The sequence below is a fragment of the Halostagnicola sp. A56 genome (assembly GCF_000691505.1).
Taxonomy (GTDB): domain Archaea; phylum Halobacteriota; class Halobacteria; order Halobacteriales; family Natrialbaceae; genus Halostagnicola.
Genome location: NZ_JMIP02000014.1, coordinates 364848 through 387536, shown reverse-complemented (window position 1 = coordinate 387536; position 22689 = coordinate 364848). Strand labels below are relative to the sequence as shown.

General features: G+C 62.7%; 21 protein-coding genes and 1 pseudogene. 16 read left to right on the top strand and 6 right to left on the bottom strand.

What is annotated here, in order from left to right; genetic code table 11:
• Nucleotides 1–79 precede the first annotated feature (79 nt).
• Both EL22_RS03765 and EL22_RS03760 read left to right on the top strand, forming a co-directional pair.
• Entirely contained in the window at nucleotides 80–595 is a 516-nt protein-coding gene (locus EL22_RS03765; RefSeq protein WP_050050221.1) for a hypothetical protein, read from the top strand.
• Nucleotides 592–1581: a nucleoside hydrolase gene (locus tag EL22_RS03760; protein WP_050050220.1), complete on the top strand. Its 990-nt coding sequence runs from the start codon at nucleotides 592–594 to the stop codon at nucleotides 1579–1581. The genes EL22_RS03765 and EL22_RS03760 overlap by 4 nt, the downstream gene beginning before the upstream one ends.
• A 478-nt stretch (nucleotides 1582–2059) precedes the next feature.
• Here the strand turns inward: EL22_RS03760 and EL22_RS03755 are convergent, their stop codons facing one another.
• Nucleotides 2060–2299: a hypothetical protein gene (locus EL22_RS03755; protein WP_050050503.1), complete on the bottom strand. Its 240-nt coding sequence runs from the start codon at nucleotides 2297–2299 to the stop codon at nucleotides 2060–2062.
• Between the two features lie 176 nt (nucleotides 2300–2475).
• Between EL22_RS03755 and EL22_RS03750 the strand changes: the two genes are divergently transcribed.
• The 3 genes from EL22_RS03750 (at nucleotide 2476) to EL22_RS03740 (ending at nucleotide 3517) form a co-directional block, all read left to right on the top strand.
• A complete protein-coding gene (locus tag EL22_RS03750; RefSeq protein ID WP_050050219.1) occupies nucleotides 2476–2826 on the top strand; it encodes a HalOD1 output domain-containing protein in 351 nt (116 codons plus the stop codon).
• Between the two features lie 85 nt (nucleotides 2827–2911).
• Nucleotides 2912–3226 (top strand): MTH1187 family thiamine-binding protein, encoded by a 315-nt coding sequence (locus EL22_RS03745; protein ID WP_050050218.1) that lies wholly within the window; start codon nucleotides 2912–2914, stop codon nucleotides 3224–3226.
• Nucleotides 3227–3307: 81 nt separating this feature from the next.
• Nucleotides 3308–3517: a heavy-metal-associated domain-containing protein gene (locus EL22_RS03740; RefSeq protein WP_050050217.1), complete on the top strand. Its 210-nt coding sequence runs from the start codon at nucleotides 3308–3310 to the stop codon at nucleotides 3515–3517.
• An 87-nt stretch (nucleotides 3518–3604) separates the two neighbouring features.
• On the opposite strand, the gene EL22_RS03735 is transcribed toward EL22_RS03740, so the two are convergent.
• Nucleotides 3605–3850 carry a glutathione S-transferase N-terminal domain-containing protein gene (locus tag EL22_RS03735; protein ID WP_050050216.1) on the bottom strand — a complete coding sequence of 82 codons (246 nt, stop codon included), beginning with the start codon at nucleotides 3848–3850 and terminating at the stop codon, nucleotides 3605–3607.
• Nucleotides 3851–3945: 95 nt separating this feature from the next.
• Complete coding sequence (locus tag EL22_RS03730; RefSeq protein ID WP_050050215.1) at nucleotides 3946–5427, bottom strand: NCS2 family permease; 1482 nt, start codon at nucleotides 5425–5427, stop codon at nucleotides 3946–3948.
• A gap of 379 nt (nucleotides 5428–5806) precedes the next feature.
• Here EL22_RS03730 and EL22_RS03725 point away from each other — a divergent pair, with 379 nt between their 5' ends.
• The 3 genes from EL22_RS03725 (at nucleotide 5807) to EL22_RS03715 (ending at nucleotide 8494) form a co-directional block, all read left to right on the top strand.
• Complete coding sequence (locus EL22_RS03725) at nucleotides 5807–6469, top strand: TrkA family potassium uptake protein (protein ID WP_050050214.1); 663 nt, start codon at nucleotides 5807–5809, stop codon at nucleotides 6467–6469.
• Between the two features lie 811 nt (nucleotides 6470–7280).
• The gene (locus tag EL22_RS03720; RefSeq protein ID WP_050050213.1) at nucleotides 7281–7700 is read left to right on the top strand and encodes a DoxX family protein; all 420 of its coding nucleotides are present in this window, start codon (nucleotides 7281–7283) and stop codon (nucleotides 7698–7700) included.
• A 179-nt stretch (nucleotides 7701–7879) separates the two neighbouring features.
• On the top strand, nucleotides 7880–8494 hold the full coding sequence (locus tag EL22_RS03715; protein WP_050050212.1) for a GNAT family N-acetyltransferase: 615 nt from the start codon (nucleotides 7880–7882) through the stop codon (nucleotides 8492–8494).
• A 54-nt stretch (nucleotides 8495–8548) separates the two neighbouring features.
• Here the strand turns inward: EL22_RS03715 and EL22_RS03710 are convergent, their stop codons facing one another.
• Nucleotides 8549–9844 carry a ribonuclease R family protein gene (locus EL22_RS03710; protein WP_050050211.1) on the bottom strand — a complete coding sequence of 432 codons (1296 nt, stop codon included), beginning with the start codon at nucleotides 9842–9844 and terminating at the stop codon, nucleotides 8549–8551.
• Nucleotides 9845–9927: 83 nt separating this feature from the next.
• Nucleotides 9928–10218 carry a hypothetical protein gene (locus EL22_RS03705; protein WP_050050210.1) on the bottom strand — a complete coding sequence of 97 codons (291 nt, stop codon included), beginning with the start codon at nucleotides 10216–10218 and terminating at the stop codon, nucleotides 9928–9930.
• 195 nt (nucleotides 10219–10413) lie between these two features.
• On the opposite strand from EL22_RS03705, the gene EL22_RS03700 reads away from it, so the two are divergent.
• Complete coding sequence (locus EL22_RS03700; RefSeq protein ID WP_050050502.1) at nucleotides 10414–10893, top strand: RNA-binding protein; 480 nt, start codon at nucleotides 10414–10416, stop codon at nucleotides 10891–10893.
• Nucleotides 10894–10968: 75 nt separating this feature from the next.
• On the opposite strand, the gene EL22_RS03695 is transcribed toward EL22_RS03700, so the two are convergent.
• Nucleotides 10969–11934: a transcription initiation factor IIB family protein gene (locus EL22_RS03695; protein WP_050050209.1), complete on the bottom strand. Its 966-nt coding sequence runs from the start codon at nucleotides 11932–11934 to the stop codon at nucleotides 10969–10971.
• Between the two features lie 158 nt (nucleotides 11935–12092).
• Between EL22_RS03695 and sepF the strand changes: the two genes are divergently transcribed.
• The 7 genes and pseudogenes from sepF (at nucleotide 12093) to EL22_RS03665 (ending at nucleotide 22672) form a co-directional block, all read left to right on the top strand.
• Nucleotides 12093–12449, top strand: coding sequence for a cell division protein SepF (gene sepF / locus EL22_RS03690; RefSeq protein ID WP_050050208.1), 357 nt, complete (start codon nucleotides 12093–12095; stop codon nucleotides 12447–12449).
• A 119-nt stretch (nucleotides 12450–12568) separates the two neighbouring features.
• A complete protein-coding gene (locus EL22_RS17005; RefSeq protein ID WP_156184035.1) occupies nucleotides 12569–12742 on the top strand; it encodes a hypothetical protein in 174 nt (57 codons plus the stop codon).
• Nucleotides 12743–13124: 382 nt separating this feature from the next.
• The gene (locus EL22_RS03685; RefSeq protein WP_050050207.1) at nucleotides 13125–13517 is read left to right on the top strand and encodes a hypothetical protein; all 393 of its coding nucleotides are present in this window, start codon (nucleotides 13125–13127) and stop codon (nucleotides 13515–13517) included.
• Nucleotides 13518–13612: 95 nt separating this feature from the next.
• A complete protein-coding gene (gene proS / locus EL22_RS03680) occupies nucleotides 13613–15100 on the top strand; it encodes a proline--tRNA ligase (RefSeq protein ID WP_050050206.1) in 1488 nt (495 codons plus the stop codon).
• Between the two features lie 289 nt (nucleotides 15101–15389).
• Nucleotides 15390–19939: pseudogene (gene gltB / locus EL22_RS03675) on the top strand (glutamate synthase large subunit).
• Nucleotides 19940–20148: 209 nt separating this feature from the next.
• On the top strand, nucleotides 20149–21024 hold the full coding sequence (locus EL22_RS03670; RefSeq protein ID WP_050050205.1) for an ABC transporter ATP-binding protein: 876 nt from the start codon (nucleotides 20149–20151) through the stop codon (nucleotides 21022–21024).
• A gap of 1 nt (nucleotide 21025) precedes the next feature.
• Nucleotides 21026–22672, top strand: a complete 1647-nt coding sequence (locus EL22_RS03665; RefSeq protein WP_050050204.1) for an ABC transporter permease — start codon at nucleotides 21026–21028, stop codon at nucleotides 22670–22672.
• Nucleotides 22673–22689 lie beyond the last annotated feature (17 nt).

Below are 22689 nucleotides of genomic sequence, written 5' to 3'. Positions count from 1 at the left end.
TCATCGGCTGTGGCTGCCTAACATACTTTCGACCGTGCGCTATTTGAGTGTCGTGGCCGGTCAACCCCCTCTCGTCGATATGATCGGCTCGACTCGGATTCCAGCCGTCGTCGCCCGGTGTCCGAGTCGACCGCGGGCGAACCGCACCGGATGCGACGCCGCGCCGCGGTCGGACGTGCTGTGTCACGGTCCGACGACCGATCCGACGCCCTCGTCGACGCCCCGTTCCGATGCTGTTGCGGCCAGGGAACTGCTCGAGTCGATACTCGCGGCCGCAAAACGGGCGGTCGTCCGGTCGACGGCCGTCGGTCGTCTCGAGTCGGCTTCGAAACCGCTGTCGAATTCATACCTGACAGAACGGAGAGTGGTGACTGACGCTGGAGAGGCGATTCGGACCATACTCGAACGACGGGTGGAAGGTACTTCAGTGTACGTCAGACAGGTGACACACTCGAACCAGCAGACTGATACATTACTTTCGAGAGGGGTGTTAGACGGCGAACCGACGGGTATCTCTCGTCGTATCGGGTCGGTCCGAGACGAGGCGTTTCGATCACTGACGTATTTGTTCCTTCGGGCCAACCGCCCCGTATGAGTAGGACAGAACCCCAACGCCTGATCGTCGACACCGATACCGCCGGCGACGACACGCAAGCACTGTTGCTGGCCGCGCTCTCCGATCGAGTCTCGCTCGAGGGCGTGACGATCTGTGCCGGAAACGTTCCCTTCGAGTGTCAGGTCGAAAACGCCAAGTACACGCTCGATCTCGCCGGCGTCGCCGAGGAGGTGTCGGTCTACGAGGGCGCTCGCTCGCCGCTGCTCAAGGAGCACGACTTCGCGGAGTACGTCCACGGGGAGGGTGGGCTCGGCGGCGAACTCTTTCCGGACACGGGCATCCAATCGGGCGACGAACACGCCGTCGATTTCATCGTCGAAACGGCTCGAGCGAACCCCGGCGAGGTGACCCTTGCCTGTATCGCGCCGTTGACCAACATCGCGCTGGCGCTACAGCGCGAACCCGACTTGCCGGACCTGCTCGATTCGGTCTGGATCATGGGCGGGGCCGTCAACACGCTCGGAAATATCACGCCGGCCGCGGAGTACAACTTCTGGGTCGATCCGGACGCAGCCCGCGCGGTGATCGAGGCGTTCGAGACGACCCTCGTCGACTGGGGCGTCACGGTTCGGGACTCGTTGTTCGAAGCCGACGTGTTCGAGGAGGTCGAAACGATGGACACCGAACTGGCGGATTTCTATCTGACGATAACGGACGCCGTCCGGGAGTTCAACGCTCAATCCGACGACGACTCTCTGGGGGCCGACGTCACGACCCAGCCGGACTCGATGACCCTCGCGACGCTGCTCGAGCCGGCCCTCGTCGAAGAAGCGGCCACCTACTACGTCGAAGTCGACGACCGCGAGGGACCCACGCGGGGGTACAGCCTAGTCGACGAACTCGACGTCACCGGGAACGAGCCGAAAACGCGTGTGGTCGAGTCGGTCGACGGCGACCGGTTTGAACGGATGCTGCTCGATATGTTCCGACACAGCGATCCTCACGTCACGGGAGGCTCACACTGACTCGAGCGGTTCTTGTGGGCTCACGGCCCAATCACGGCACTTCTGACGCGATTGCGATATTCCGGATCACAGCACGTCGGGCGGATCACGGGATTGCACACCGCTCACGGGGTGTTATCTCGATTTCGATCTCCCCGGCCTTGAGCGCGAACCCACGGCTGCCACGAAACGACGGACCGCTCCGAACCGGCTCGAGACGATCGTATGCGGGATTTGTGCCGAAACCACACAATTATCCACATTTAATAATGTATTTTCCGAATCTCACTTCCGGAACACCCATCAACGGGAGCAGCTACCGAGTTCGTCCACTCGTTCGCGAACAATCGATTACCAAACCCAGTACATCGAATCGACATCAGATTCTCCCGACTTCTCCGTCCAATCGCTCATTACTCGCCCTAGGCGCGAGTCGCGTTTAGTGGGTGCGGAGCGGTACGCTTCGCCGACTGCCTCCAAATCTACGAAGAGACACGTGTCATCGGCTACCCGACCCAGAGTTGTTCACGGCGGCTTCGCGACCCTTGTCACGAAGTTCGTCGGCCGGTTTCTCCACGTCCGAAAACTCGTCTCTGAGCGCCTCGAGCGGGTCGTCGGCTCGTGGGACGAGTGTGACGCCCCCGGGAAGCTGAACGACGTGATATCGATCACCGTCTCGTTCTCGAACGTCCGACGGAAGCGCGAGGCGACCGCGGTCGTCCAGCATAACATCCGACAGACAACAGGTTAGAACGGGTATGGACAAAAGTCCCGTCCCGTCGCAATTTCGACACCCAGTCGTGTCGATCTTTAAACCGCCGCTATAGTCACAATCGTCTATATTTATGGAGTTCGACCGTCTTTTATACTATGAACGGGTATCCACAATTGGACGATTGAACACCGAGTATCGAAATGCAAACGAAAGTTCACACCACTGATGGGGCGAGCGACATCCAGTACGACCACGCGAACGACCGATACCACTTTGAGTACGATCCCGACGGCAGCGCGACCCTGACGACGACGGTCGTCCACGCGCTAGCGTCGATCGCGGACACCGACGTCTCGCAGGGCGAGTTCTCGCTGTACGACAGCGTCGATCCGGACGCTCTCGAGCGACTCTTCGCGTCGAAAGCTGACGGGAGCGGCCGAACCGACGGTCACGTCGCGTTCACCGCTCTCGAGCACGAAGTCTACGTCTACGCCGACGGGGAGATCGTCGTCTTCCCGCCGGAGTCTCGACCCCCCGGCCCCGCGAACTGACGCCTTCGGCCTGCTCGCCGACGCGACCGCGATCGCGATAGCTCGAGAGTGAGCTTTAGGATCCTCCACGCCGATAACTTTCACAATGACAGTCATCGGCTTTCTCAGTACGGCACCGGTCGTCGAAGACAGCATGGCAGAAGAAGTCGCGAACGCCGTGGCGGCGCTTGAGGACTACGATGTCGCGTACGAGACCGGCCCGATGGGGACGACCATCGAAGCCGAGTCGACGGACGAACTGTTCGCCGCCGCCCAAGCGGCCCACGACGCTATCGACGCCGAGAGAGTCAGTACGGTGTTCAAAATCGACGACAAGCGAACGAGCGACCACACGGCGCGGGACAAGGTCAAGGCCGTCGAGTCGCACCTGGGGCGCGAAGCGAAAAGCGACGGAACGTAGGGCTCGAGCGACTTCGGATCCGGCCGCGACGCACGCACTCGAGAGGATAACGTTCAATTCGCTGGCTCGGGTACGTCTGGTATGGAACAGACGACGCTCGCGGTAACCGGAATGAGTTGCAACGGCTGTGAGCAAACCGTCGTCGATGCCCTTGAGGGCCTCGATGGAGTCTCCGAGGCAACTGCCGACCACGAGTCGAACGAGGTCCGCGTCGAACACGACCCGGCGCTGGCAGACGCGGCCGCGCTCGGCGGTGCGATCGAGGGCGCGGGATACTCCATGTCGGCGTAGCGGTCGCCACCCCGAACTCGAGCGCAGTCGATCGCGCGAGGGTCGGTACTGGCGCTGTTTTCGGAAAAGAGCCTGCGTCGCAGCTCCCTAGTTGTACGTCTCCTCGAGGTAGGCGACGATGTCGTCGCTCTCGTGCATGCCGTCGACGCCGTGGGCCTCGTCGACGATGACCGGAACGCCGGTCTGGCCGCTTACTTCCTCGACCTCCGTGCGCTCGGCGTGGGATCGAGGCACTTCGATCGAGTCGTACTCAAGGTCGAGTTCCTCGAGTTTCGTTCTGACTTTCGCACAGAACGGACAGCCGGGCAGTTCGTAGAACGTGATGTCTGACATGACCGTGCTTTGCCGGGCCAGCCGTATGAGCACGTTGGTTGTCAGCTCGGGTCGAAAACGCGGGCGGTGGCCAACTGGTACCTACCGGTGGCGTCTCAGAAGGCGACCATTCCGGCCTGTACCGCGAAGTAGGCGACGAAGTAGACGATGAACGAAATCGCGAGCAGCCACTGACCGAGTGAGACGTCGCGATACTCGCCCACTGCGGATTTGACCAGCGGGTAGGTGATGATCCCCGCCGCGAGGCCGTTCGAGATCGACGTCGTCAGCGGCATGATCGTGATCGTCAGGCCGCCGGAGATCGCCCACGCCGGGTGGTTCCAGTCGATGTCGGCGACGCCCTGGAGCATGATGATCCCGACGACGACCAGCGCGAGGTAGGTCGCGTACTGCGGGATCGCCGAGATGATCGGCACGATCAGCAACGAGAGCGCGAAGAACCCGGCGACGACCAGCGTGGTGAACCCGGTTCTGCCGCCTTCCTCGAGCCCCGTCGACGATTCGATGAACGTCGTCACCGTGGAGGTGCCGATCATCGCGCCGACGGTCGTTCCGACCGCGTCGGCCATGAGCGGTTTCTCGGCCTCGGGCAGGTCGCCGTCCTCGTCGAGGAAGCCGCCGATCTGGGAGACGCCGATGAGCGTTCCCGCGGTGTCGAAGAAGTCCACGAAGAAGAACGTGAAGACGACCATGGCGAACACCAGCGGATCCTCGGTGATCATTCCCAGCCCGTCGACGAATCCCCAGAAAAGCGGCGTGAAGTCGTACTGAACCGAGCCGAGCATCGAAACGATGCCCTCGTTGGTCACGCTGTCGTACGATCCCGCCGGCGTGAGCACGTCGGGTTGAACGACGCCGGCGAGCGTCAGCGCCCAGCCGGCGATAGCCGTTGAAACAATCCCGATGACGATCGAGCCCTTGACGCCGCGGGCGTACAGCAAGAGCATGACGGTGAGCCCGACCAGCGAGAGCGCCGCGACCGGGCTCTGGAGGACGTTTCCGAGCGTGATGAACGTATCGTCGTGCGGGACGACCAGTTGAATCTCCTGTAATCCGAGAAACAGCAGGTAGACGCCGATCCCCGCGCCGACGGCGAATTTGACTGGCTCGGGGAACAACTCGAGGACGTACTTCCGAGCGCCGACGGCGGTCAGCGCGATGAAGACGACACCCTCGACGAAGACCGCCGCGAGCGCGAGTTGCCACGGAACGCCGAGGATGAGGACCACCGTGTAGGTGAAAAAGGCATTCAGTCCCATTCCCGGCGCGAGTCCGAACGGCCGGTTCGCGTACAGCGCCATGACCACCATCGCCACGACCGAGGCCAGGATGGTGACCACGGCGATCATTTGGAAGAGTTCGTTCGCGGTGTACTCCGTCCCCTGTATCATCGTCGTCGACTGGATCTCGCCGGTGGCGTGATCGTAGAGAATCGCATCGGTGAGGATGCTCGGGTTGACGACGATGATGTACGCCATCGCCAGAAACGTCGTGAGTCCCGCGATTGACTCGGTTTTGAGATCGGTGCCGTACTCGTCGAAGCCGAAAAACGCCGCGATCGTCTCACGTACCCCCATGTTGGATGAACGAGCATAGCGACACCGGTAAGTTAACCCTTCCTGTCTCGACTGGCCACTACTATTGCACGTTCGTGTATATGTTGTGGGTATGACTCGCTCGAGGAACCGGTGGATCGTCGGTTCGAACGACCGCTCCATTTCGGGTGGCGGACAGGCGAGACGTAGACGTGCGGTGTGAACGAGCAGTATGTGAACGGGCAGTGCTCGAGCGAGCGGTCTTCGCCGATTGGGAACGCGATGTCGTCGAATGCTCGAGCGCTCGAGCGCCCGAACCACGGGTGTGGGATCACCCGCAGTACTGGACCGATCTTCGATACTGGGGCCGACCGCGACAGTGGGACCAACGTATTTGACCGTTCACCACGTACGGCGAACCATGAGGTTTGTTATCGTTGGATACGGTCGCGTGGGATCGCGGACGACGCGCGTTCTCGCGGAGGAAGGACACGATGTCATCGTCGTCGATATCGATTCCGATCGGATCGACAGGGCCGTCGGCGACGGGTTCGACACCGTCCACGGCGACGCTGCGGACGAAGCGGTCTTACTGGACGCCGGAATCGACACCGCCGACGCCATCGGCACGTTCACGCCCGACTTGAACGTTAACTTCGCAGCGTGCATGGTCGGCGCACATCACGGGTGTCGAACCGTGTTGCGGATCGACGAGGATTACCGACAGGATATTTACGAGAAGTACGCGGCCGACGTCGACGAGATCGTCTACCCCGAACGTCTCGGAGCGGCCGGCGCGAAAACCGCGTTGCTCGGCGGCGACTTCAACGTCGTCGCGGATCTCACGGAATCGCTACAGCTCACGGTCGTCGAGATCGCGGACGGCTCGAGCGCCGTCGGAAAGCGGATCAGCGAACTCGAGTTGCCCGGCAACGCCCGCATCTACGCCCACGGACGCGCGGCCGACCCGTTGACGATCCCGCTTCCCGGCACCGAACTGGCGTCCGGCGACGAAGTCGCCATCATCACTGAAACCGAGTCGGCGGAGGAGGTCCGAACGACCCTCTCGCCCGCCTCGAGCTAGCGTCCGCTCTTTCGAGAACGTGGCGTCGTCGATTCGGCCGTCGAGTGTCCGGCTGTCGCTGTTCAGTTTCTGAGAGCCGATGTCTCGTCTCTCGAGTCGTTAGTTTATACGCACATCCGAGCCGAAAGTGGAGGTGATTGACATCCTCCCCGCCCTGAGGGGCGAGGATTCCTTCGTGGGACAGCACGCCGTTCGTGTGTCCTCGAAGGCACCCTGACCGAGACCACGAGGGGTCTGGCCTGTGGTTTGTGAGTAGTGCGTCGGGCCTCCGAAGGAGGCGTGGTGTGCTTGGGTATCCGCTTGCACCTCACAGGCCGTGCCATCGACCTGACTCGACACCAATGGTCGAGTAGAACATCCGACACAGGGTTACTTTTTGGTGACGGAGACCCCAATCCAACTCCAATTTTCGCCAGATGTGCTTGCCTCACGGTATGCTGTCGGGCACAATAACACTCGTGGTTGGTGTTCCTGTTGTCGGATTCATCCCCGCGCTAAAGCACGGGGCTTTCTCCTTGCACGAACGGCTCTCGAACCGAAATTCTTGCCGCGAGGCCTGCGCGCTACTCTCGCTATCAAACGTCGAAAACATCTAATGTATGTCATCTTGTGGGCCAGATAAATTAGTAGCGAAACCCCTCTCAGTCATCGGGTGTTCCAGTAACATGGGGGATACCAGATAACCGTACCATCAGGAAGAATATATGTCTGTGCGGGGCCGAACCTGGTATCGTATGCAACGACTACACGATCGGAGAGATGGACTGGCGAATTCGAACGAGCGCGTCGGGAAATCGCGGGTGAGCAACTGATGGTACTCGAGAACGGCCCCAGCGCCGAACTGCTGTTGGCGGGTCGAATCCTGTTCGGGCTGGTCATCGCGTTTACCGGTCTCAACCACTTCCTCGACATGGAGGGCATGATCGGGTACGCCAAGGCGAAGGGCGTCCCGGCGGCGTCGCTCGCGATTCCGCTCTCGGGTGTGGTGTTGCTCTTCGGCGGCCTGGGTATCGTGCTCGGCGTCTTCCCGGTGCTGGCAGCGGCGGCACTCGTCGTGTTCTTCGTCGTCGTCACGCCGAAGATGCACGACTTCTGGAACGTCCCCGAAGACCAGAAACAGGGCGAGATCAACAGCTTCCTGAAAAACGTCGGCCTGCTCGGCGCGTCGTTGGTCTTTCTCGCGCTCGGCGTTTCCTCGTGGCCGTACGCGATGAACCTGAGTCTCTTCTGAGGGGCGCTCTCAGCTGACCGGCCGCTACCGCGACGTAAGCCGTTCGAGTACTCAAAGCGACGGTTCCGACTCGAGAAGAGCGGCCGCCAATCTGAGTCGCCGCGCGGCGTCACGACACCGACAACGAATTACGGACCACCACAACTTGTTTACCATTTGACTCCATTGATCGAGTCAACATGCCTCGAATTCGATCGGCGACGCTCGAGGATGTCCCAGCGATTCGACGGATCGCGTCCGAGAGTTGGCACGCGGTCTACGATGACATCCTCGGCCTCGAGACGGTCGACGCACTGACCAACAAGTGGTATGCGGTCGAGGGCCTCGAAGAGAGTCTCGAGCGGGTAGCGAAGCGAGACGCCGGCGCGTTTCTGGTCGCAACGCGTGAATCCACCGACGAGGGCAAACCCGCCAACGCGACGGGGGCGACGTTCGCAGCGACCCCATCTAGCCGAGAACGGTCGGGATCAGTCGTCGGATTCGTCCAGGGAACTCCCGGAGAGCGCGCCGAAACAGCGCGGCGAGTCGCGGTCCTCAACCGGATTTACGTCGATCCCGACTCGTGGGGCGACGGCGTCGGCTCGGCGCTGCTTACGGCGCTCGAACAAGCCTTCGACGACTCGTTCGAAACGCTCCGGCTGCGCGTTCTCGCCGACAACCACGTCGGCATCTCGTTTTACGAATCGACCGGATTCGAACGTGTCGAGACTCAACACAGCGATCTCGAGGCGGAGATTGACGAGACCGAAGTCGACGGGGAACTCGAGGAACACGTCTACGAGAAACCGCTATAGCCCCGACGAAACGACGAGTTCGGAGTCGTTTCGTCTCCCTTCCGCTGGCGGTGACTACAGCGTGTTTTCCGCATCGCCCTCAACGACCTCGATACCGCGGTTGTTGACCGCCGTCGGGTCGAGGCCGACTTCCTGCAAGAACGTCTTGTACTCGCGTTCGCACTGCTCGGCGTCCTTCTGCCTGTCGCTGGCCCGGTCACAGAGCGCGACAAGGTTCTCGGGCACGTCGTTCTGGTAGACGATCCAGTGGTTAATCAGGTCCGACAGCCGCCGGATGGGACTCGTGAAGTGGCCGTAGATCTCGAAGTTCAGCGCGTGATGCCCGCCGAACGGATCGTTCATGTATCGCGCGCGCGGCATGACTTTCATCACGGCCCACTGGATCTTATCGAGCTGGCGGCCCGGCGCGTCCTCGAGCGTGGCGTTGACCGCCATCCGCGGGTCGTCCCACTTGTCGCCGGGAATCGAAACGCCGTCTAAGTCCTGGATCTCTTGTAGCGCCTTCGACCACTCGTCGGGGCTCGGCTGCGGGTGAACCCGGTACATCGCCTCGACGCCGCGGGACCACATGAGTTCGTGCGTGACGGCCTTGTTCGCCTTCAGCATGCACTCCTCGATAATGGTGTGTGCGCGGTCGCGAGCGGGGTTCAGCACGAGCGAGCCGTCTTCCTTGCGGATCTCGTGCATCCGATCGGCGAGTTCGTGGACCAGCACGTTCTCCTCGTGCAACGGCGCGTCGGGATCCTCGAGGCGGTTTTCGGCCTGCGAGTACGTGAGCCGTTCGTCGGACTCGATCACCGATTTGTAGATGTCGATCGTCTCGTAGGAGAGGTTCTCCTTGTCCAGATGCATCTCGACGGTGTGGGCGAATCGCTCCTGGTTCGGAACGAGCGAACAGACCGATTCGGCCAGCACCGGCGGCAGCATGTGGATGGTGTATCCTGGCAGGTAGACCGTGTTCCCACGCTCGACAGCCTCGTCCCACATCGCCGTCTCCGGGTTGACGTAGTGGGTGACGTCGGCGATGTGAACCCAGAGGACGTACTCCTCTTCGCGCTCTTCGACCGAGATCGCGTCGTCGAAGTCCTGGGCGTCGATCGGATCGGTCGTCCAGGTCGTCAGGTCGCGCAGATCCCGGCGGTCGTCGATTTCCTCGTCGATCTCACCCTGTACGTCCCCGGTCAGTTCCTCGGCCTCCTCGAGGACCGCCGGCGGGAACTCGTCGCGGATCTCGAACTTCTCGAACAACTCCTCGCGTTTGTTCTCGAGGTGGCGGGCGAGGTCCTCGGAAATCTCGACCGGGCCCTGCCCTTCGGCCGTGCCTGCGTCGGCCTGTGTCTCGTCGCTCATACCGGTGGGTACGGACGTATCCCTGAAAGCCGTGTCGGGATGGTATCCGCTTCGACCCGACGGACGCTTGCGACCGGGCTCGCTCACCGCTCCTCGAGCGGCCCGTACCGATCCTCGACGGTCGCGACGTAGCGCGACAGGAACTCGAGTCGCGAGCACTCACCGGCGTCGATCTCGACGAGCAACTCCTCGAGTTCGGTCCGAGCGTGGTGACAGAGCTCGTCGTGACAGGACCGACAGAAGTGCTCGAACTCCTTGCCCTCGCGCTCCCAGCGATTGCCGTACTTGTCGTACTCTCGAGCCAGCTCGCGGTCGGTGCGCGCACCGCAGGCGACGCACGTCACCGTCTCCGATTCGGTCCCGGCGGGCCACATACGAACTGAGTTGGAGTGTGCACACTTAGCGATTGTCACACCCGTCGGCGACGACGAGTGTCCGCTCGAGCGGACACACCACCGGTACGAATGGGCCGCCCGGCTGTCTCCGACGAGCGCCTCGCCAAATCAGCCCAACGTACGTCCGTGGCCGAGAACGGTCGTTTTATACGCGAACCGCCCGTTCGCTCGAGCATGGAGGTCAAATCTCGACACCATCTCCGCAGCGACGTCGTTTCGGATCTCGAGACGACGCTTGCCGACCAGCTCGGCGTCGACCTCGACGGCGACGCCTACGAACGCGTCGAGTTCGAGGCGGTCGACTGGGAGGTCATCCTCGTCGATGGGGAGCCCCAGATCGCGTACTTCGACGACGAGCCGTTTCTCACCGTCCGCGGCGCGAACGCGTACGAACCCGAGAAGCGACTCGTCACCGTCGACTCCGGTGCCATCTCGTTCGTCAGCGACGGTGCCGACATCATGCGACCTGGCATCACCGAGGCCACGGGCGACATCACCGGCGGCGATCTGGTCGTTATCGCCGAAGAGTCCCACGGGAAGGTACTCGCCGTCGGTCGAGCCCGCGTCGACGGCACGCAGATGGTCGGCGACGAGGGGAAAGTCGTCGACTCGCTCCATCACGTCGGCGACGACCTCTACGAATTCGCGGGGTAACCCACCCCGCTTGCTCTGCCCGGAGGAGAAACGGTCGATTCGGCTCGAGACGCCCCACACCCGTCGGCTCGCGGGTTAGTGGTGGATACCCATCGCTTCGATCTGTTCTTGGTACCGGTTTCGGATTGTGACTTCGGTGACCTGCGCGACGTCTGCGACCTCGCGCTGAGTCTTCTTCTCGTTGCACAGCAGCGAACTGGCGTAAATCGCGGCGGCGGCGTAGCCGGTCGGCGACTTGCCCGACAGGAGCCCCTTCTCGGTCGTGGTGTCGATGATCTCGTTTGCCTTGCCCTGTACTTCTTCGGAGAGTTCGAGTTCGGAGCAAAACCGGGGCACGTACTTCTTCGGATTGACCGGCTCCATCTTCAGCGAAAGTTCCTGAGCGACGTAGCGGTAAGTCCGGCCGATCTCCTTGCGGTCGACGCGGGAGACGGCGGCGACCTCCTCGAGCGAGCGGGGAATGCCTTCCATGCGACAGGCCGCGTACAGCGTGCTGGTCGCGACGCCCTCGATCGAGCGCCCGCGGATGAGGTTCTCGTCGAGCGCTCGGCGGTACATCACGCAGGCGACTTCCCTGACCGAACGCGGGATCGCGAGTGCAGAGGCCATGCGGTCGGTCTCGCTGAGCGCGAACTGGAGGTTTCGCTCGCCGGCGTCTTTGGTCCGGATGCGCTCTTGCCACTTGCGGAGTCGCCGCATTTGACTGCGCTTGTCCGCCGAGAGCGAGCGCCCGTAGGCGTCCTGGTCCTTCCAGTCGATCGAGGTCGTCAGCCCCTTGTCGTGCATCGTCTTCGTCGTGGGCGCGCCGACGCGGGACTTGTTCTGTCGTTCCGAGTGGTTGAACGCGCGCCACTCCGGGCCGCGGTCGATGTTCGTCTCCTCGACGATCAGCCCGCAGTGATCGCAGACGAGTTCGCCCTGGTCGTCGCTGTTGACGAGCGTGCCGGACTCACACTCGTCGCACACCCGTTCGTGATCCGACTCCTGCGCTTGCTGTTCCGATTCGGTCGCGCGCTCGCGCTGACGGGTGGGGCGTTCCATTTCGTCTTGATACTCGCTTCCCGAGACCTTAACACCTCGCCACCTCGAGCCCGTCGAACGACGTTCGCGGAATCGGCGACGAGGCGGCGACGAACGTCTCGCTATCGGGACAGTGTCTGACGTAAGAACTATACTCACGGCGAGGCTGAATTCCGTCAATGGGACTGATGACTAAAATCCTGGGCGGGGAGCAATCCAGATCCGCCGAGGACTACGTCGAGTTGGACCTCGACGACGTGACCGACAACACGACGGAGGCAGCGATGCAAGTACACGTCGCGGAAGTCGACGGACAGGAAGCCGCGATCGACATCAAAGACACCGTCTACGACGGCGACATCGTCATCGCCGACATCACGCGACTGCGCACGAACGACAAGACGGTCGAACACATCGTCGACGAACTCCGACAGGTCGCGAACGAAGTCGATGGCGACATCGTCCGGAAGGGCGACGACCAGATCATCATCACGCCGACCGGCGTCAAAATCGGTCGCGAAAAGCTCGGCCGATAACTCAGCGAGCCGCCGGCTCCCTCGTCGTCGAGGGCTCGACGACCGCTCGAGACTGCGAGCCGTTCGACGCGGCTCAGGGCGATCGTCAGCTTCTTTCGTTCGGCCGACCGACCGTCGTTATGGCGATGTTCGATTCGATTCCCAACTATCTCTGGCAGGCTCCCGTCCTCTTAGTCGCGATCCTCGGATACCAGCTCGTCGCTCGAGGCGAGATCACGCTCTCTATCGCCGTGATCGCGGTTGTCGGTTTCGTCGCGGTCTCGTGGATCGTCGACTCGCTCCGCGGCGAATAGCGGTTCGGTCGACGATCGAAACCCCAACAGGTCGGCGCGAGTTCAGATTCTACATGATCTATATTCTTTATAAAAAGAAGGAACTCAATTTATAGTACAATTTTTGAAATTGACGAACTCGGTGTATTTCCTGGTTTGTTATTTCCCATAGCAACAGCGAACAATAACGTGGGAAGTAATAATACATAATGATTTTAACGACAGTTCGAAACGATATCATTCTAGAACCTAACATGATTCGAGCGAACCGAACCGGCGAGGTTTCTAATTATGGAGGTAAACGTGCGCGTCCCTGGCCAATGGTTAAGTATTGATAGTCAGAACCCGTGTCTATGCCCCTCCACACACGAAATCGCTTCGCTAAACCGGTACCAGAAATCGCATGAACGAACGCCACAACCGTCGACTCAGCGGCGTTATCGGCGCGTTTTTGCTTCTCGTCAGCGGCGGCGGCATCGTTCTGCTGGGGACAGATGGCCTCGAGACACCGGTATTTCTCGTGCAGGTCGCGTTGCTCGGGCTGGCCGGCGTGTTCGATATCGTGGCAGCGACCGATATGGGACTGACCGATCGCTGGGCGTGGTATCGGTGGAGCGGTGCTGGGAACGTCCTGCTCGGGCTCTCACTCTCGTTTGGGTTCGTCGGGAGCGACAGCCTCTTTTTCCTTCTCCTAGCCGCCGTCGGCGGGATTTCGCTGGCGGCGATGGGGATCGACATGCTCGCCTTTCACGGGAAGTACACCCGCGGTGAGCGACTCGACCGCAGCGCTAGTTGACTCCCGGATGCTCGTGTTGCTCAGTCCACGGCGAGCCCAGAACCGGCGTCCGGCCTTCGCATGGTTTAAGCCCGCGCTGGCTGAGAGTTGAACCAATGAGCGACGAGAGTCAGGAACTCGGGATCACCGAGTCGAAATCGCACAAGCCCGGCGAGTGGTACGCCGAGGTCGTCCAGAAGGCGGGAATCGCAGACTACGCGCCGATGGGCGGCTTCATCGTCACGAAACCGCGGGGCTACGCCCTCTGGGAACGCCTGCAGGACGAACTCGACGGCCGGTTCAAAGCGACCGGCGTCGACAACGTCTACTTCCCGATGTTCATTCCCGAGTCCTTCTTGGAGCGGGAGAAAGACATCGTCGAAGGGTTCGACCCGGAAGTCGCGTGGGTCACCCACGGCGGCCACGACGAACTCGAGGAGCGCCTGGCGGTTCGGCCCACCAGCGAGTCAATCATCGCGCCGTTCATGGCCGACTGGACCCGCAGCCACCGCGACCTGCCGCTGCGGCTCAACCAGTGGTGTTCGGTCGTGCGCTGGGAGGCCACGGAAACGAAGCCGTTCTTCCGGACGAAGGAGTTCATGTGGCAGGAAGGCCACACCGCCCACGCGAGCGATGAGGGCGCGTGGAACGAGGTCTGGACCCGGCTCGGACAGTACGAGGAACTCTACGAGGACGTCCTCGCGATTCCGGTGCTTCGCGGGAAAAAGCCAGAACACGACAAGTTCCCCGGCGCGGACACGACGACGACCGTCGAGGCGCTGATGCCCGACGGCAAGTCGGTTCAGGGCGGCACCAGCCACCACCTCGGCCAGTCGTTCGCGAAGGCGTTCGACATCACCTTCGTCGACGATGACGAGGACGAGCAGACGGCCTACACCACGTCGTGGGGACTCTCCTGGCGCGCACTCGGCGCGCTCATCATGACCCACTCGGACGATCAGGGACTCGTGCTCCCGCCGACGGTCGCACCGACGCAGGCGGTCATCGTCCCCATCTGGCAGGAGGACACCAAAGAGAAGGTCCTCGAGTACTCCGAGGAGATCGCGGCGGAACTCGAGGACGCGGGCGTTCGCGTCGAACTCGACGACCGGGACGAACGCAATCCCGGCTTCAAGTTCAACGAACACGAACTCAACGGCGTGCCGCTTCGCCTCGAGATCGGTCCGAACGAAGTCGACGACGGGGAGGTCACGCTGGTGCACCGACCCGACAACGAGAACGTCGTCGCGGACCGATCGGGACTGGTCGAGTCCGTCGAAGCGAACCTCGAGACGGTCTACGACAAACTCTACGCGGCCGCCGAGGAAACGCTCGAGGACAACGTTCGCGAGGCCGACAGCCCCGAGGAGATCATGGGGACGATCGGCAAACACGGCGGCTACGTGCGGGTCCCGTGGTGTGGCGATCAGGCCTGCGAAGAGGCCATCAAGGAGAAGGTCTCCGCGGAAATCGTCATGCAACCGTTAGCCGAGGAAGGCGGGGCGACGACGGGCGTTCCCGAAGCGCCCGATGACGATGACGCCGAGTGTGCCGTCTGTGGCGAACCCGCCGACGAGATCGCCTACTTCGCGAAGTCGTACTAACTGTCGCCGTTTTGAGAAGTGCTCTGAACCGCGACCGAACGATCGTCGATTCTATCCGACATCAATTACCGGGCCTAATGGATTAGCCCCCACATCCTTATCGGTGGCGGCTAATTACGTATCGTGGTGTTCGCTCTCCCGAGCGACCACTACGTGCCTCTGACACTTCTCCGCCTGATTGCCGTGATTAACCACTAGAAAATAACACCTTATATTCCCTTGTATGGGTTTATAATACATTTAGTCATTATGGGTTAGCCTCTTATGGCCGACGCTCACAAGGGAGGCTATGCCACAGCCACACGACTTATCTTCCTCCGGTCGTTCACAGGGGCTCGCTGACCCCGCGGACGAGCGGTCGAACTGCGGTGTCGGCGTCGTAATGGACCTCGACGGGGCTGTCGACCACGACGTCGTCGCCGACGGACTCGAACTACTCGTCAACCTCGAACACCGCGGAACCACCGGTGCCGAGGAAAACACCGGTGACGGAGCCGGTATCATGCTGCAGCGACCGGATGCGTTTTTCGACGCCGTTCTCGACGCGGATCTCCCGGACACCTACGCCGTCGGATCGCTCTTTTTGCCCCGAGACGACGACGCTCGAGCGTCCCTGATCGACCTCGCCGAATCGACCGTCGCCGACTACGACCTCGAGGTTCTCGAGTGGCGAGACGTTCCGACGAACAACGACGGACTCGGCGAGACGGCCGTCGAATCGGAGCCGGACGTCTGGCAGGTCGCCGTCGCTCCGAAGGATGATATTTCCAACGAGGACTTCGATCGGCGACTCTACGTCGCGCGACGCGCCCTCGAGAATTCGGTCGAAGCGGCCGATATCGAGAACAAAGAGCGCTTCTACGTCTGCTCGCTCGATTCGGATACCATCGTCTACAAGGGGCTGTTGAAGGGCGAACAGGTCGAATCGTACTACCCGGATCTTTCCGACGAGCGCGTCGAATCGAACTTCGCGATGGTCCACGAGCGGTTCTCGACGAACACGCTCGGCGCGTGGCACCTCGCACACCCCTACCGGAACATCATCACAACGGGGAGTTCAACACGATCCAGGGCAACATCAACTGGATGCGAGCCCGCGAGACCGACATCGAAAGCGAGGTGTTAGAGGATCTCGAGGCGGTCAAACCGATCATCGACGACCCCGAGCAATCCGACACGGCGAGCGTCGATAACGCGCTGGAACTGCTCATGCAGGGCGGACGAGACCTCGAGCACGCACTCCGGATGCTCGTGCCCGAAGCGTGGCGCGGCGACGAACACATGGACGACGACCGCAAGGACTTCTACGACTTCCACGCCTCGCTCGTCGAACCGTGGGACGGCCCCGCGCTCGTCGCCGCGACCGACGGCGAACGCGTCGGTGCGGTCCTCGACCGGAACGGGCTCCGCCCGTGCCGGTACGACGTGACCACCGACAATCGCCTGATCATGGCCAGCGAGGCCGGCGCGCTCGAGGCCAATCCGGATGAGATCGCCGAACGCGGCCGCCTCAAGCCCGGCCAGCTGTTCCTCGCCGACCCCGAAGAGGGCCGGGTCATCCCCGACGAGGAGGTCTTCGACGACCTCGTCGACGACCGCTACGGCGAGTGGGTGGATCAAGAGCAGGTCGCGCTCGAGGACATCGTCTCCACGAGCGATCGGACTCCCCAGGAGCGCGTTTCGGACCTGCGGGACTTCCAGGCGGCCTTCGGCTACACCCACGACGAACTCGAGAACCTGATCGAGCCGATGACCAAGAAGGGCAAGGACCCGGTCGGTTCGATGGGCGACGACACGCCGTTGTCGGTGCTCACCGAGTTCAACCGACCGCTGTTTTCGTACTTCAAACAGCTCTTCGCACAGGTCACGAACCCGCCGCTTGACTACATCCGCGAGGAACTCGTGACGAGTCTGGAGAGCCGACTGGGCTTTCAGCGGAACCTGCTCGAGGAGTCGCCCGAACACGCCCGCCAACTGGTGCTCGACTCACCGATCCTGACCGACGCGGAACTCGAGTCGGTTCGAACGTGTGAAGCCAACGGGCTCTCGGCGACGACGATCGACATCACCTACGAACCCGACGGCGACGAGTCAGGGGCGGCCCTCGAGGCCGCGATCGAACGCGTTCGCGCCGATACCGTCGACGCGATCGAGGACGGTGCCGACATCGTCGTCCTCTCCGACCGCAACGTCGACGCCGATTCGGCCGCGATCCCGAGCCTGCTCGCGACGGGCGCGGTCCATCACCACCTCGTTCGAAACGGTTTGCGAAACCACGTCGGACTCGTCGTCGAGTCTGCGGATCCCCGCACCGTCCACCACTTCGCGACGCTGGTCGGCTACGGCGCGGGCGCGGTCAACCCGTATCTCGCATACCAGACCATCGAGGATCTCACGGCGGGTCCCGACGGCGCGGACACCGACGTGGCGATCGACGCCTACGTCGGCGCGCTCGAGGACGGCCTGTTGAAGATCATGGCCAAGATGGGTATCTCGACCGTCGAGAGCTACCAGGGAGCCCAGATCTTCGAGGCGGTCGGACTCGACTCGGACCTCGTCACGGAGTACTTCGAGGGCACCGAGAACCGTACGGAGGGGATCGGCCTCGCCGAAATCGAGGACGACGTTCGCGAACGCCACGAGACGGCCTTCGGCGACGACGAATCGAAACTCGACCGTCAGGGCGAGTTCGAACACCGATCGAACGGCATCCACCACCAGTGGAACCCCGAAACCGTCGGCGCGCTCCAGCAGTCGGTCCGCTCGAACGACTACGAGCGGTATCAGGAGTTCGCCGAGCTGATCAACGACCAGCAGACCGAACTCCAGACGCTCCGCGGTCTCCTCGAGTTCGACTCCGATCGCGACCCCGTTCCGATCGAAGACGTCGAACCGATCAAGGACATCGTCGAGCGGTTCTCGACGGCCGCGATGAGTCTCGGCAGCCTCTCGCCGGAGGCTCACGAGAACAACTCGATCGCGATGAATCGGATCGGCGGCAAGTCGAACTCCGGCGAGGGCGGCGAACCGCCCGAACGGTTCGACACCGAACGCGAGTGCAACGTAAAGCAGGTCGCGTCCGGCCGGTTCGGCGTCACCTCGACGTACCTCTCGAGTGCGGACGAACTCCAGATCAAGATGGCCCAGGGCTCGAAACCCGGCGAGGGCGGACACCTCCCCGGCGCGAAGGTCAACGAGATGATCGCCCACGTCCGCAAGTCGACGCCGGGCGTCGGGCTGATCTCCCCGCCGCCGCTGCACGACATCTACTCCATCGAGGACCTGAAACAGCTGATCTTCGATCTGAAAGCCGCCAACGAGGACGCGGACATCAACGTCAAACTCGTCAGCGAGGCCGGCATCGGCACGGTCGCCGCCGGCGTCGCGAAGGCCAACGCCGACGTGGTCCACATTTCGGGCCACTCGGGCGGCACCGGAGCGTCGCCCCGGACCTCGATCAAGAGCGCCGGGCTCCCCTGGGAACTCGGCCTCGCCGAAGCCAACCAGATGCTCCGCGAGACAGGCCTGCGAGACCGGATTCGCGTCTCGACCGACGGCGGGATGAAGACCGGCCGCGACGTCGCCGTCGCCGCGCTGCTTGGCGCTGAGGAGTACATCTTCGGCACCGGGTCGCTGGTCACCAGCGGCTGCGTGATGGCCCGCCAGTGTCACAAGAACACCTGCCCGGTCGGCGTCGCGACCCAGCGCGAGGATCTCCGGAAGCGCTTCCCCGGCGAGCCCGAACACGTCATCAACTACATGACGTTCATCTCCCAGGAACTCCGCGAGATCATGGCCGAACTCGGCTTCGAGACGGTCGACGAGATGATCGGCCGCGTCGAGGTACTCGAGCAACGAACCGATGTTGAGCACCCGAAAGCCCGCAACCTCGACCTCTCGGCCGTCCTCGCGAACCCGGACGGCGACGTTCGCCGAAAGATCCGCGAGCAGGACCACGAACTCGAGGAGCAACTCGACCGCAAACTCATCGACGCTGGCGAGCAGGCGATCGAGGAACAGACGCCGGTCACGCTCGCAACCGACGTGTCGAACGTCGACCGGGCCGTTGGCGCGATGCTCTCGAACCGGGTCACCGACCGCTACGGCGAGGCCGGACTTCCCGAGGACACGCTGACCGTCGACCTCGAGGGGACCGCCGGACAGAGCTTCGGCGCGTTCCTCGCCAGTGGCGTCTCGATGCACCTCCACGGCGGCGCGAACGACTACGTCGGCAAAGGCCTCTCCGGCGGGAAGCTGACGATCCGGACGCCCGAATCCGCGGCCTACGACCCGGCCGAAAACGTCGCCATCGGCAACGTCGCACTGTACGGTGCGACTGGCGGTGAACTCTACGTCAACGGCGTCGCCGGCGAGCGATTCGCCGTGCGAAACTCCGCGGCCAAGGCGGTCGTCGAAGGTGTCGGCGACCACGGCTGTGAGTACATGACCGGCGGCGTCGTCGCCGTGTTAGGCGAGACGGGAACGAACTTCGCCGCGGGGATGTCCGGCGGCGTCGCCTACGTCTACGACCCCGACGGCGACTTCGACGACCGCGCGAATACCGGCATGGTGACCCTCCACGACACGCTCGAGGCAGAAGACGAGGCCATGCTTCGCCGACTCGTCGAGAACCACGTCGCCTATACCGGCTCCGAGCGCGGGCGGGAACTGCTCGACGAGTGGGAGCGCGCACTCGAGTCGTTCGTGAAGGTCATGCCCGACGCCTACCACGAGGCGATCACCGAGGACGGGCGCGACGACGTTCGCGCCGAACTTCCGGCCACGCCCGAGAGCCCCGCCGAAGCGGAGTCGCCGGGCTACGCGGCAAGCGACGACTGAGACCCGTTCGAACTCCCTCGATAGCCGGTTCGAACCAGTCCGTTCACCGGTAGTTTTCGTATCCGTGCCGTGACCTACTGTCTCGGCGTTTCAATTCCGAGCGTCGCGACCGGTAGTATACACCGATTCGACAGAAATCGATTGCGCAGCTTCCGTTCATAGTATGACAGACAATAGTATTTATTTATGTTTGTCATCTACGTTCGCTAATGAATCTGCGATTGGCAAACGTCGGCAAACGATACGCCGAGGACGTGTGGGGCGTTCGCGGCGTCGACCTCGAGTTGGAGCAGGGAATTCACGGCCTGCTCGGGCCCAACGGTGCCGGCAAGTCGACGCTAATGCGGATCATCACGACCGTCTCCGAACCGACCACCGGAAGCGCCTACTGGAACGGGACCGACACCGTCGAAACGCCTTCGGTCGTCCGAGACGTACTTGGCTACCTCCCACAGCAGTTCGGGGTCTATCCGGATCTCACCGCGACGGAATTCCTCGAGTATATCGCCGCCCTCCGCGGGCTGGACCGAGAAACCGCCGACGCTCGTATCGACGAACTGCTCTCGCTGACGAACCTCCAGCAGGCTCGAGACCAAAAGCTCCGGACGTTCTCGGGCGGGATGCGCCAGCGCGTCGGCATCGCGCAGTCGCTCGTAAACGACCCTGACCTGCTGGTCGTCGACGAACCGACGGTCGGACTCGATCCGGAGGAGCGGGTTCGATTCCGCAACGTCCTCTCCTCGACGGCGAGCGACCGCGTCGTTCTCCTCTCGACGCACATCGTACCGGACATCGAAGCGACGGCGCAGACGGTCGCGTTGCTTGAGGAAGGGGAACTCGTCACGCACGCGGATCCGGAGTCGCTCGTCGAGGCGACCGACGGAAAGGTCTACGAGTACGTCGCGCCCCGCGACGACCTCGAGGCCGTTCGACGCGAGTATCAGGTCTCGGGCACTGTCCAGCGAGCGGACGGGGTCAGCGTGCGAGTGATCGCCGACGAGCGACCGGTCCCCGAGGCGACGCCCGTGACGCCGACGCTCGAGGACGCCTACCTCGATCGGATCGAACGACGAGAGGCGGCCTGATATGCGCTCGGGGACCCCGTCGACCCGTCGAGTGTACCACGTCGCTCGCGCGGACTTCCTCCAGCGGATCCGATCCCGGCGATTGCTCACCGTGTTAGCCGTGATCGCGTACCTCGGCTATCTGGTCAACATCGGCACGATCGAAATCTTCTATCAAGACTCGAGCAACGAACAACTCTATCAGTACGCGGGCGAACCGACATCGGCGTACATCGGTCTTACTGCCGGCGTGACCGGCGCAGCGATCCTGTTTCTCGCCGGCTACTACGTCCTCAGCGGCTCGCTCGAGCGCGATCGGGAAACCGGCGTCGAGCGCCTCGTCGGCAGTACGTCGACCACCGCCCGAGAACTGCTGCTCGGCAAGTGGTGTAGCCACGTCGGCCTCGTCGTCGTCCTGCTGGGAACGCTCGGGACGGCAGCCCTGCTCAATCACCTCGTTCACGGGACCGGGCCGACAGACCCGCTCTGGATTCTCGGCCCGGTCTTCTTACTCGGCCTTCCGGTCGGCTGTTTCGTCGCCGGCGTTACGCTCCTGTTTCAGTCGACTCATTGGCTGCGCGGAACGCTGGGAAACGCGGTGTATTTCTTCGGCGCTGTGACGCTCATGATTGCGGCGGTTCCGGCGATGGGTGATCGAGCGCCGGGGGAGATTCCGCTCTGGGCTCGGATGACCGATACGATCGGTCTGTTCGCGCTGGGAGAGCTGACCTACGACGCGGTGCTCGAGGTCGGCCCGGGGTACGACGGCTCGGGTGTGGCAAACTTCGGGATGGGTTCGACCGGGGCGGAAGTCGTCAGATTCCACTGGACCGGCGACTCGTGGCCGCTCTGGTTCTACGCGAACCGGCTCGGATTGGTTCTCCTCGGAATCGCCATCGCACTCGCCGCGAGTCTTCCCTACGACCGGTTTTCGACGGCCGATGTCTCGGATTCGAGAGGCCTCATCGATCGACTCAGTAGCGCGGTGCCGTCTCTGCGCTCGACTCTGCTGGCCGGAGGGAACACTGACGATGAGCGCCCAGCAGAACCAACCCTGACACCGGTGACGGATCGATCCGCCGGCGGATTCGGGAGACTCGTCCATCAGGAATTTCGATTACTCGTCCGCGGGCAGCCGTGGTGGTGGTACGTCGGCGCGTTTTTGATCGGCCTCGTCGGACTCACCGGATCGGCTCCAACCGGAGCGATCGTCTCGGCCGCGGCGGTGTGGCCCATCTTCTTGTGGTCGTCGATGGGCGTCCGAACGCTTCGCCATCAGATGACGCCGTTTATCGTCTCCTCGAGACAACCGTACGGACAACTTCTCGCGGAGTGGACTGCCGGGGCGATCGTGACCGCGGCGTTTCTCGGGGTTGCACTCTGGCCTGTGGTGTTCGAGACGGGAGTGAGTGGACTCGTCGTCCTCCTCGGCGGAATCCTCTTTGTCCCGTCGCTCGCGCAGGCAATGGGTTTCTGGAGTCGAACGCGGCGACTGTTCGAGTTGACCTTCCTGCTGTGTTGGTACCTCGGTCCGCTGAATCAGGTCCCGGTGCTGGACTTCGCCGGAGCGACGGGTGAAACGGCCGGGACTGCAACGCCGCTTTTGTTCGGAGCGGTCGGACTACTCGCGTTTCTGGCGGCGGTCGGGTACCGGCACCGGCAAACGTAATGGGCGTCTTTCCTAGC

Excerpts from the sequence above, each read along its gene's own strand:
- EL22_RS03765 (WP_050050221.1), top strand. The coding sequence starts at position 80 with ATGATCGGCTCGACTCGGATTCCAGCCGTCGTCGCCCGGTGTCCGAGT.
- EL22_RS03760 (WP_050050220.1), top strand. The coding sequence starts at position 592 with ATGAGTAGGACAGAACCCCAACGCCTGATCGTCGACACCGATACCGCC.
- EL22_RS03750 (WP_050050219.1), top strand. The coding sequence starts at position 2,476 with ATGCAAACGAAAGTTCACACCACTGATGGGGCGAGCGACATCCAGTAC.
- EL22_RS03745 (WP_050050218.1), top strand. The coding sequence starts at position 2,912 with ATGACAGTCATCGGCTTTCTCAGTACGGCACCGGTCGTCGAAGACAGC.
- EL22_RS03740 (WP_050050217.1), top strand. The coding sequence starts at position 3,308 with ATGGAACAGACGACGCTCGCGGTAACCGGAATGAGTTGCAACGGCTGT.
- EL22_RS03735 (WP_050050216.1), bottom strand. The coding sequence starts at position 3,850 with ATGTCAGACATCACGTTCTACGAACTGCCCGGCTGTCCGTTCTGTGCG.
- EL22_RS03730 (WP_050050215.1), bottom strand. The coding sequence starts at position 5,427 with ATGGGGGTACGTGAGACGATCGCGGCGTTTTTCGGCTTCGACGAGTAC.
- EL22_RS03725 (WP_050050214.1), top strand. The coding sequence starts at position 5,807 with ATGAGGTTTGTTATCGTTGGATACGGTCGCGTGGGATCGCGGACGACG.
- EL22_RS03720 (WP_050050213.1), top strand. The coding sequence starts at position 7,281 with ATGGTACTCGAGAACGGCCCCAGCGCCGAACTGCTGTTGGCGGGTCGA.
- EL22_RS03715 (WP_050050212.1), top strand. The coding sequence starts at position 7,880 with ATGCCTCGAATTCGATCGGCGACGCTCGAGGATGTCCCAGCGATTCGA.
- EL22_RS03710 (WP_050050211.1), bottom strand. The coding sequence starts at position 9,844 with ATGAGCGACGAGACACAGGCCGACGCAGGCACGGCCGAAGGGCAGGGC.
- EL22_RS03705 (WP_050050210.1), bottom strand. The coding sequence starts at position 10,218 with ATGTGGCCCGCCGGGACCGAATCGGAGACGGTGACGTGCGTCGCCTGC.
- EL22_RS03700 (WP_050050502.1), top strand. The coding sequence starts at position 10,414 with ATGGAGGTCAAATCTCGACACCATCTCCGCAGCGACGTCGTTTCGGAT.
- EL22_RS03695 (WP_050050209.1), bottom strand. The coding sequence starts at position 11,934 with ATGGAACGCCCCACCCGTCAGCGCGAGCGCGCGACCGAATCGGAACAG.
- sepF (WP_050050208.1), top strand. The coding sequence starts at position 12,093 with ATGGGACTGATGACTAAAATCCTGGGCGGGGAGCAATCCAGATCCGCC.
- EL22_RS17005 (WP_156184035.1), top strand. The coding sequence starts at position 12,569 with ATGGCGATGTTCGATTCGATTCCCAACTATCTCTGGCAGGCTCCCGTC.
- EL22_RS03685 (WP_050050207.1), top strand. The coding sequence starts at position 13,125 with ATGAACGAACGCCACAACCGTCGACTCAGCGGCGTTATCGGCGCGTTT.
- proS (WP_050050206.1), top strand. The coding sequence starts at position 13,613 with ATGAGCGACGAGAGTCAGGAACTCGGGATCACCGAGTCGAAATCGCAC.
- EL22_RS03670 (WP_050050205.1), top strand. The coding sequence starts at position 20,149 with ATGAATCTGCGATTGGCAAACGTCGGCAAACGATACGCCGAGGACGTG.
- EL22_RS03665 (WP_050050204.1), top strand. The coding sequence starts at position 21,026 with ATGCGCTCGGGGACCCCGTCGACCCGTCGAGTGTACCACGTCGCTCGC.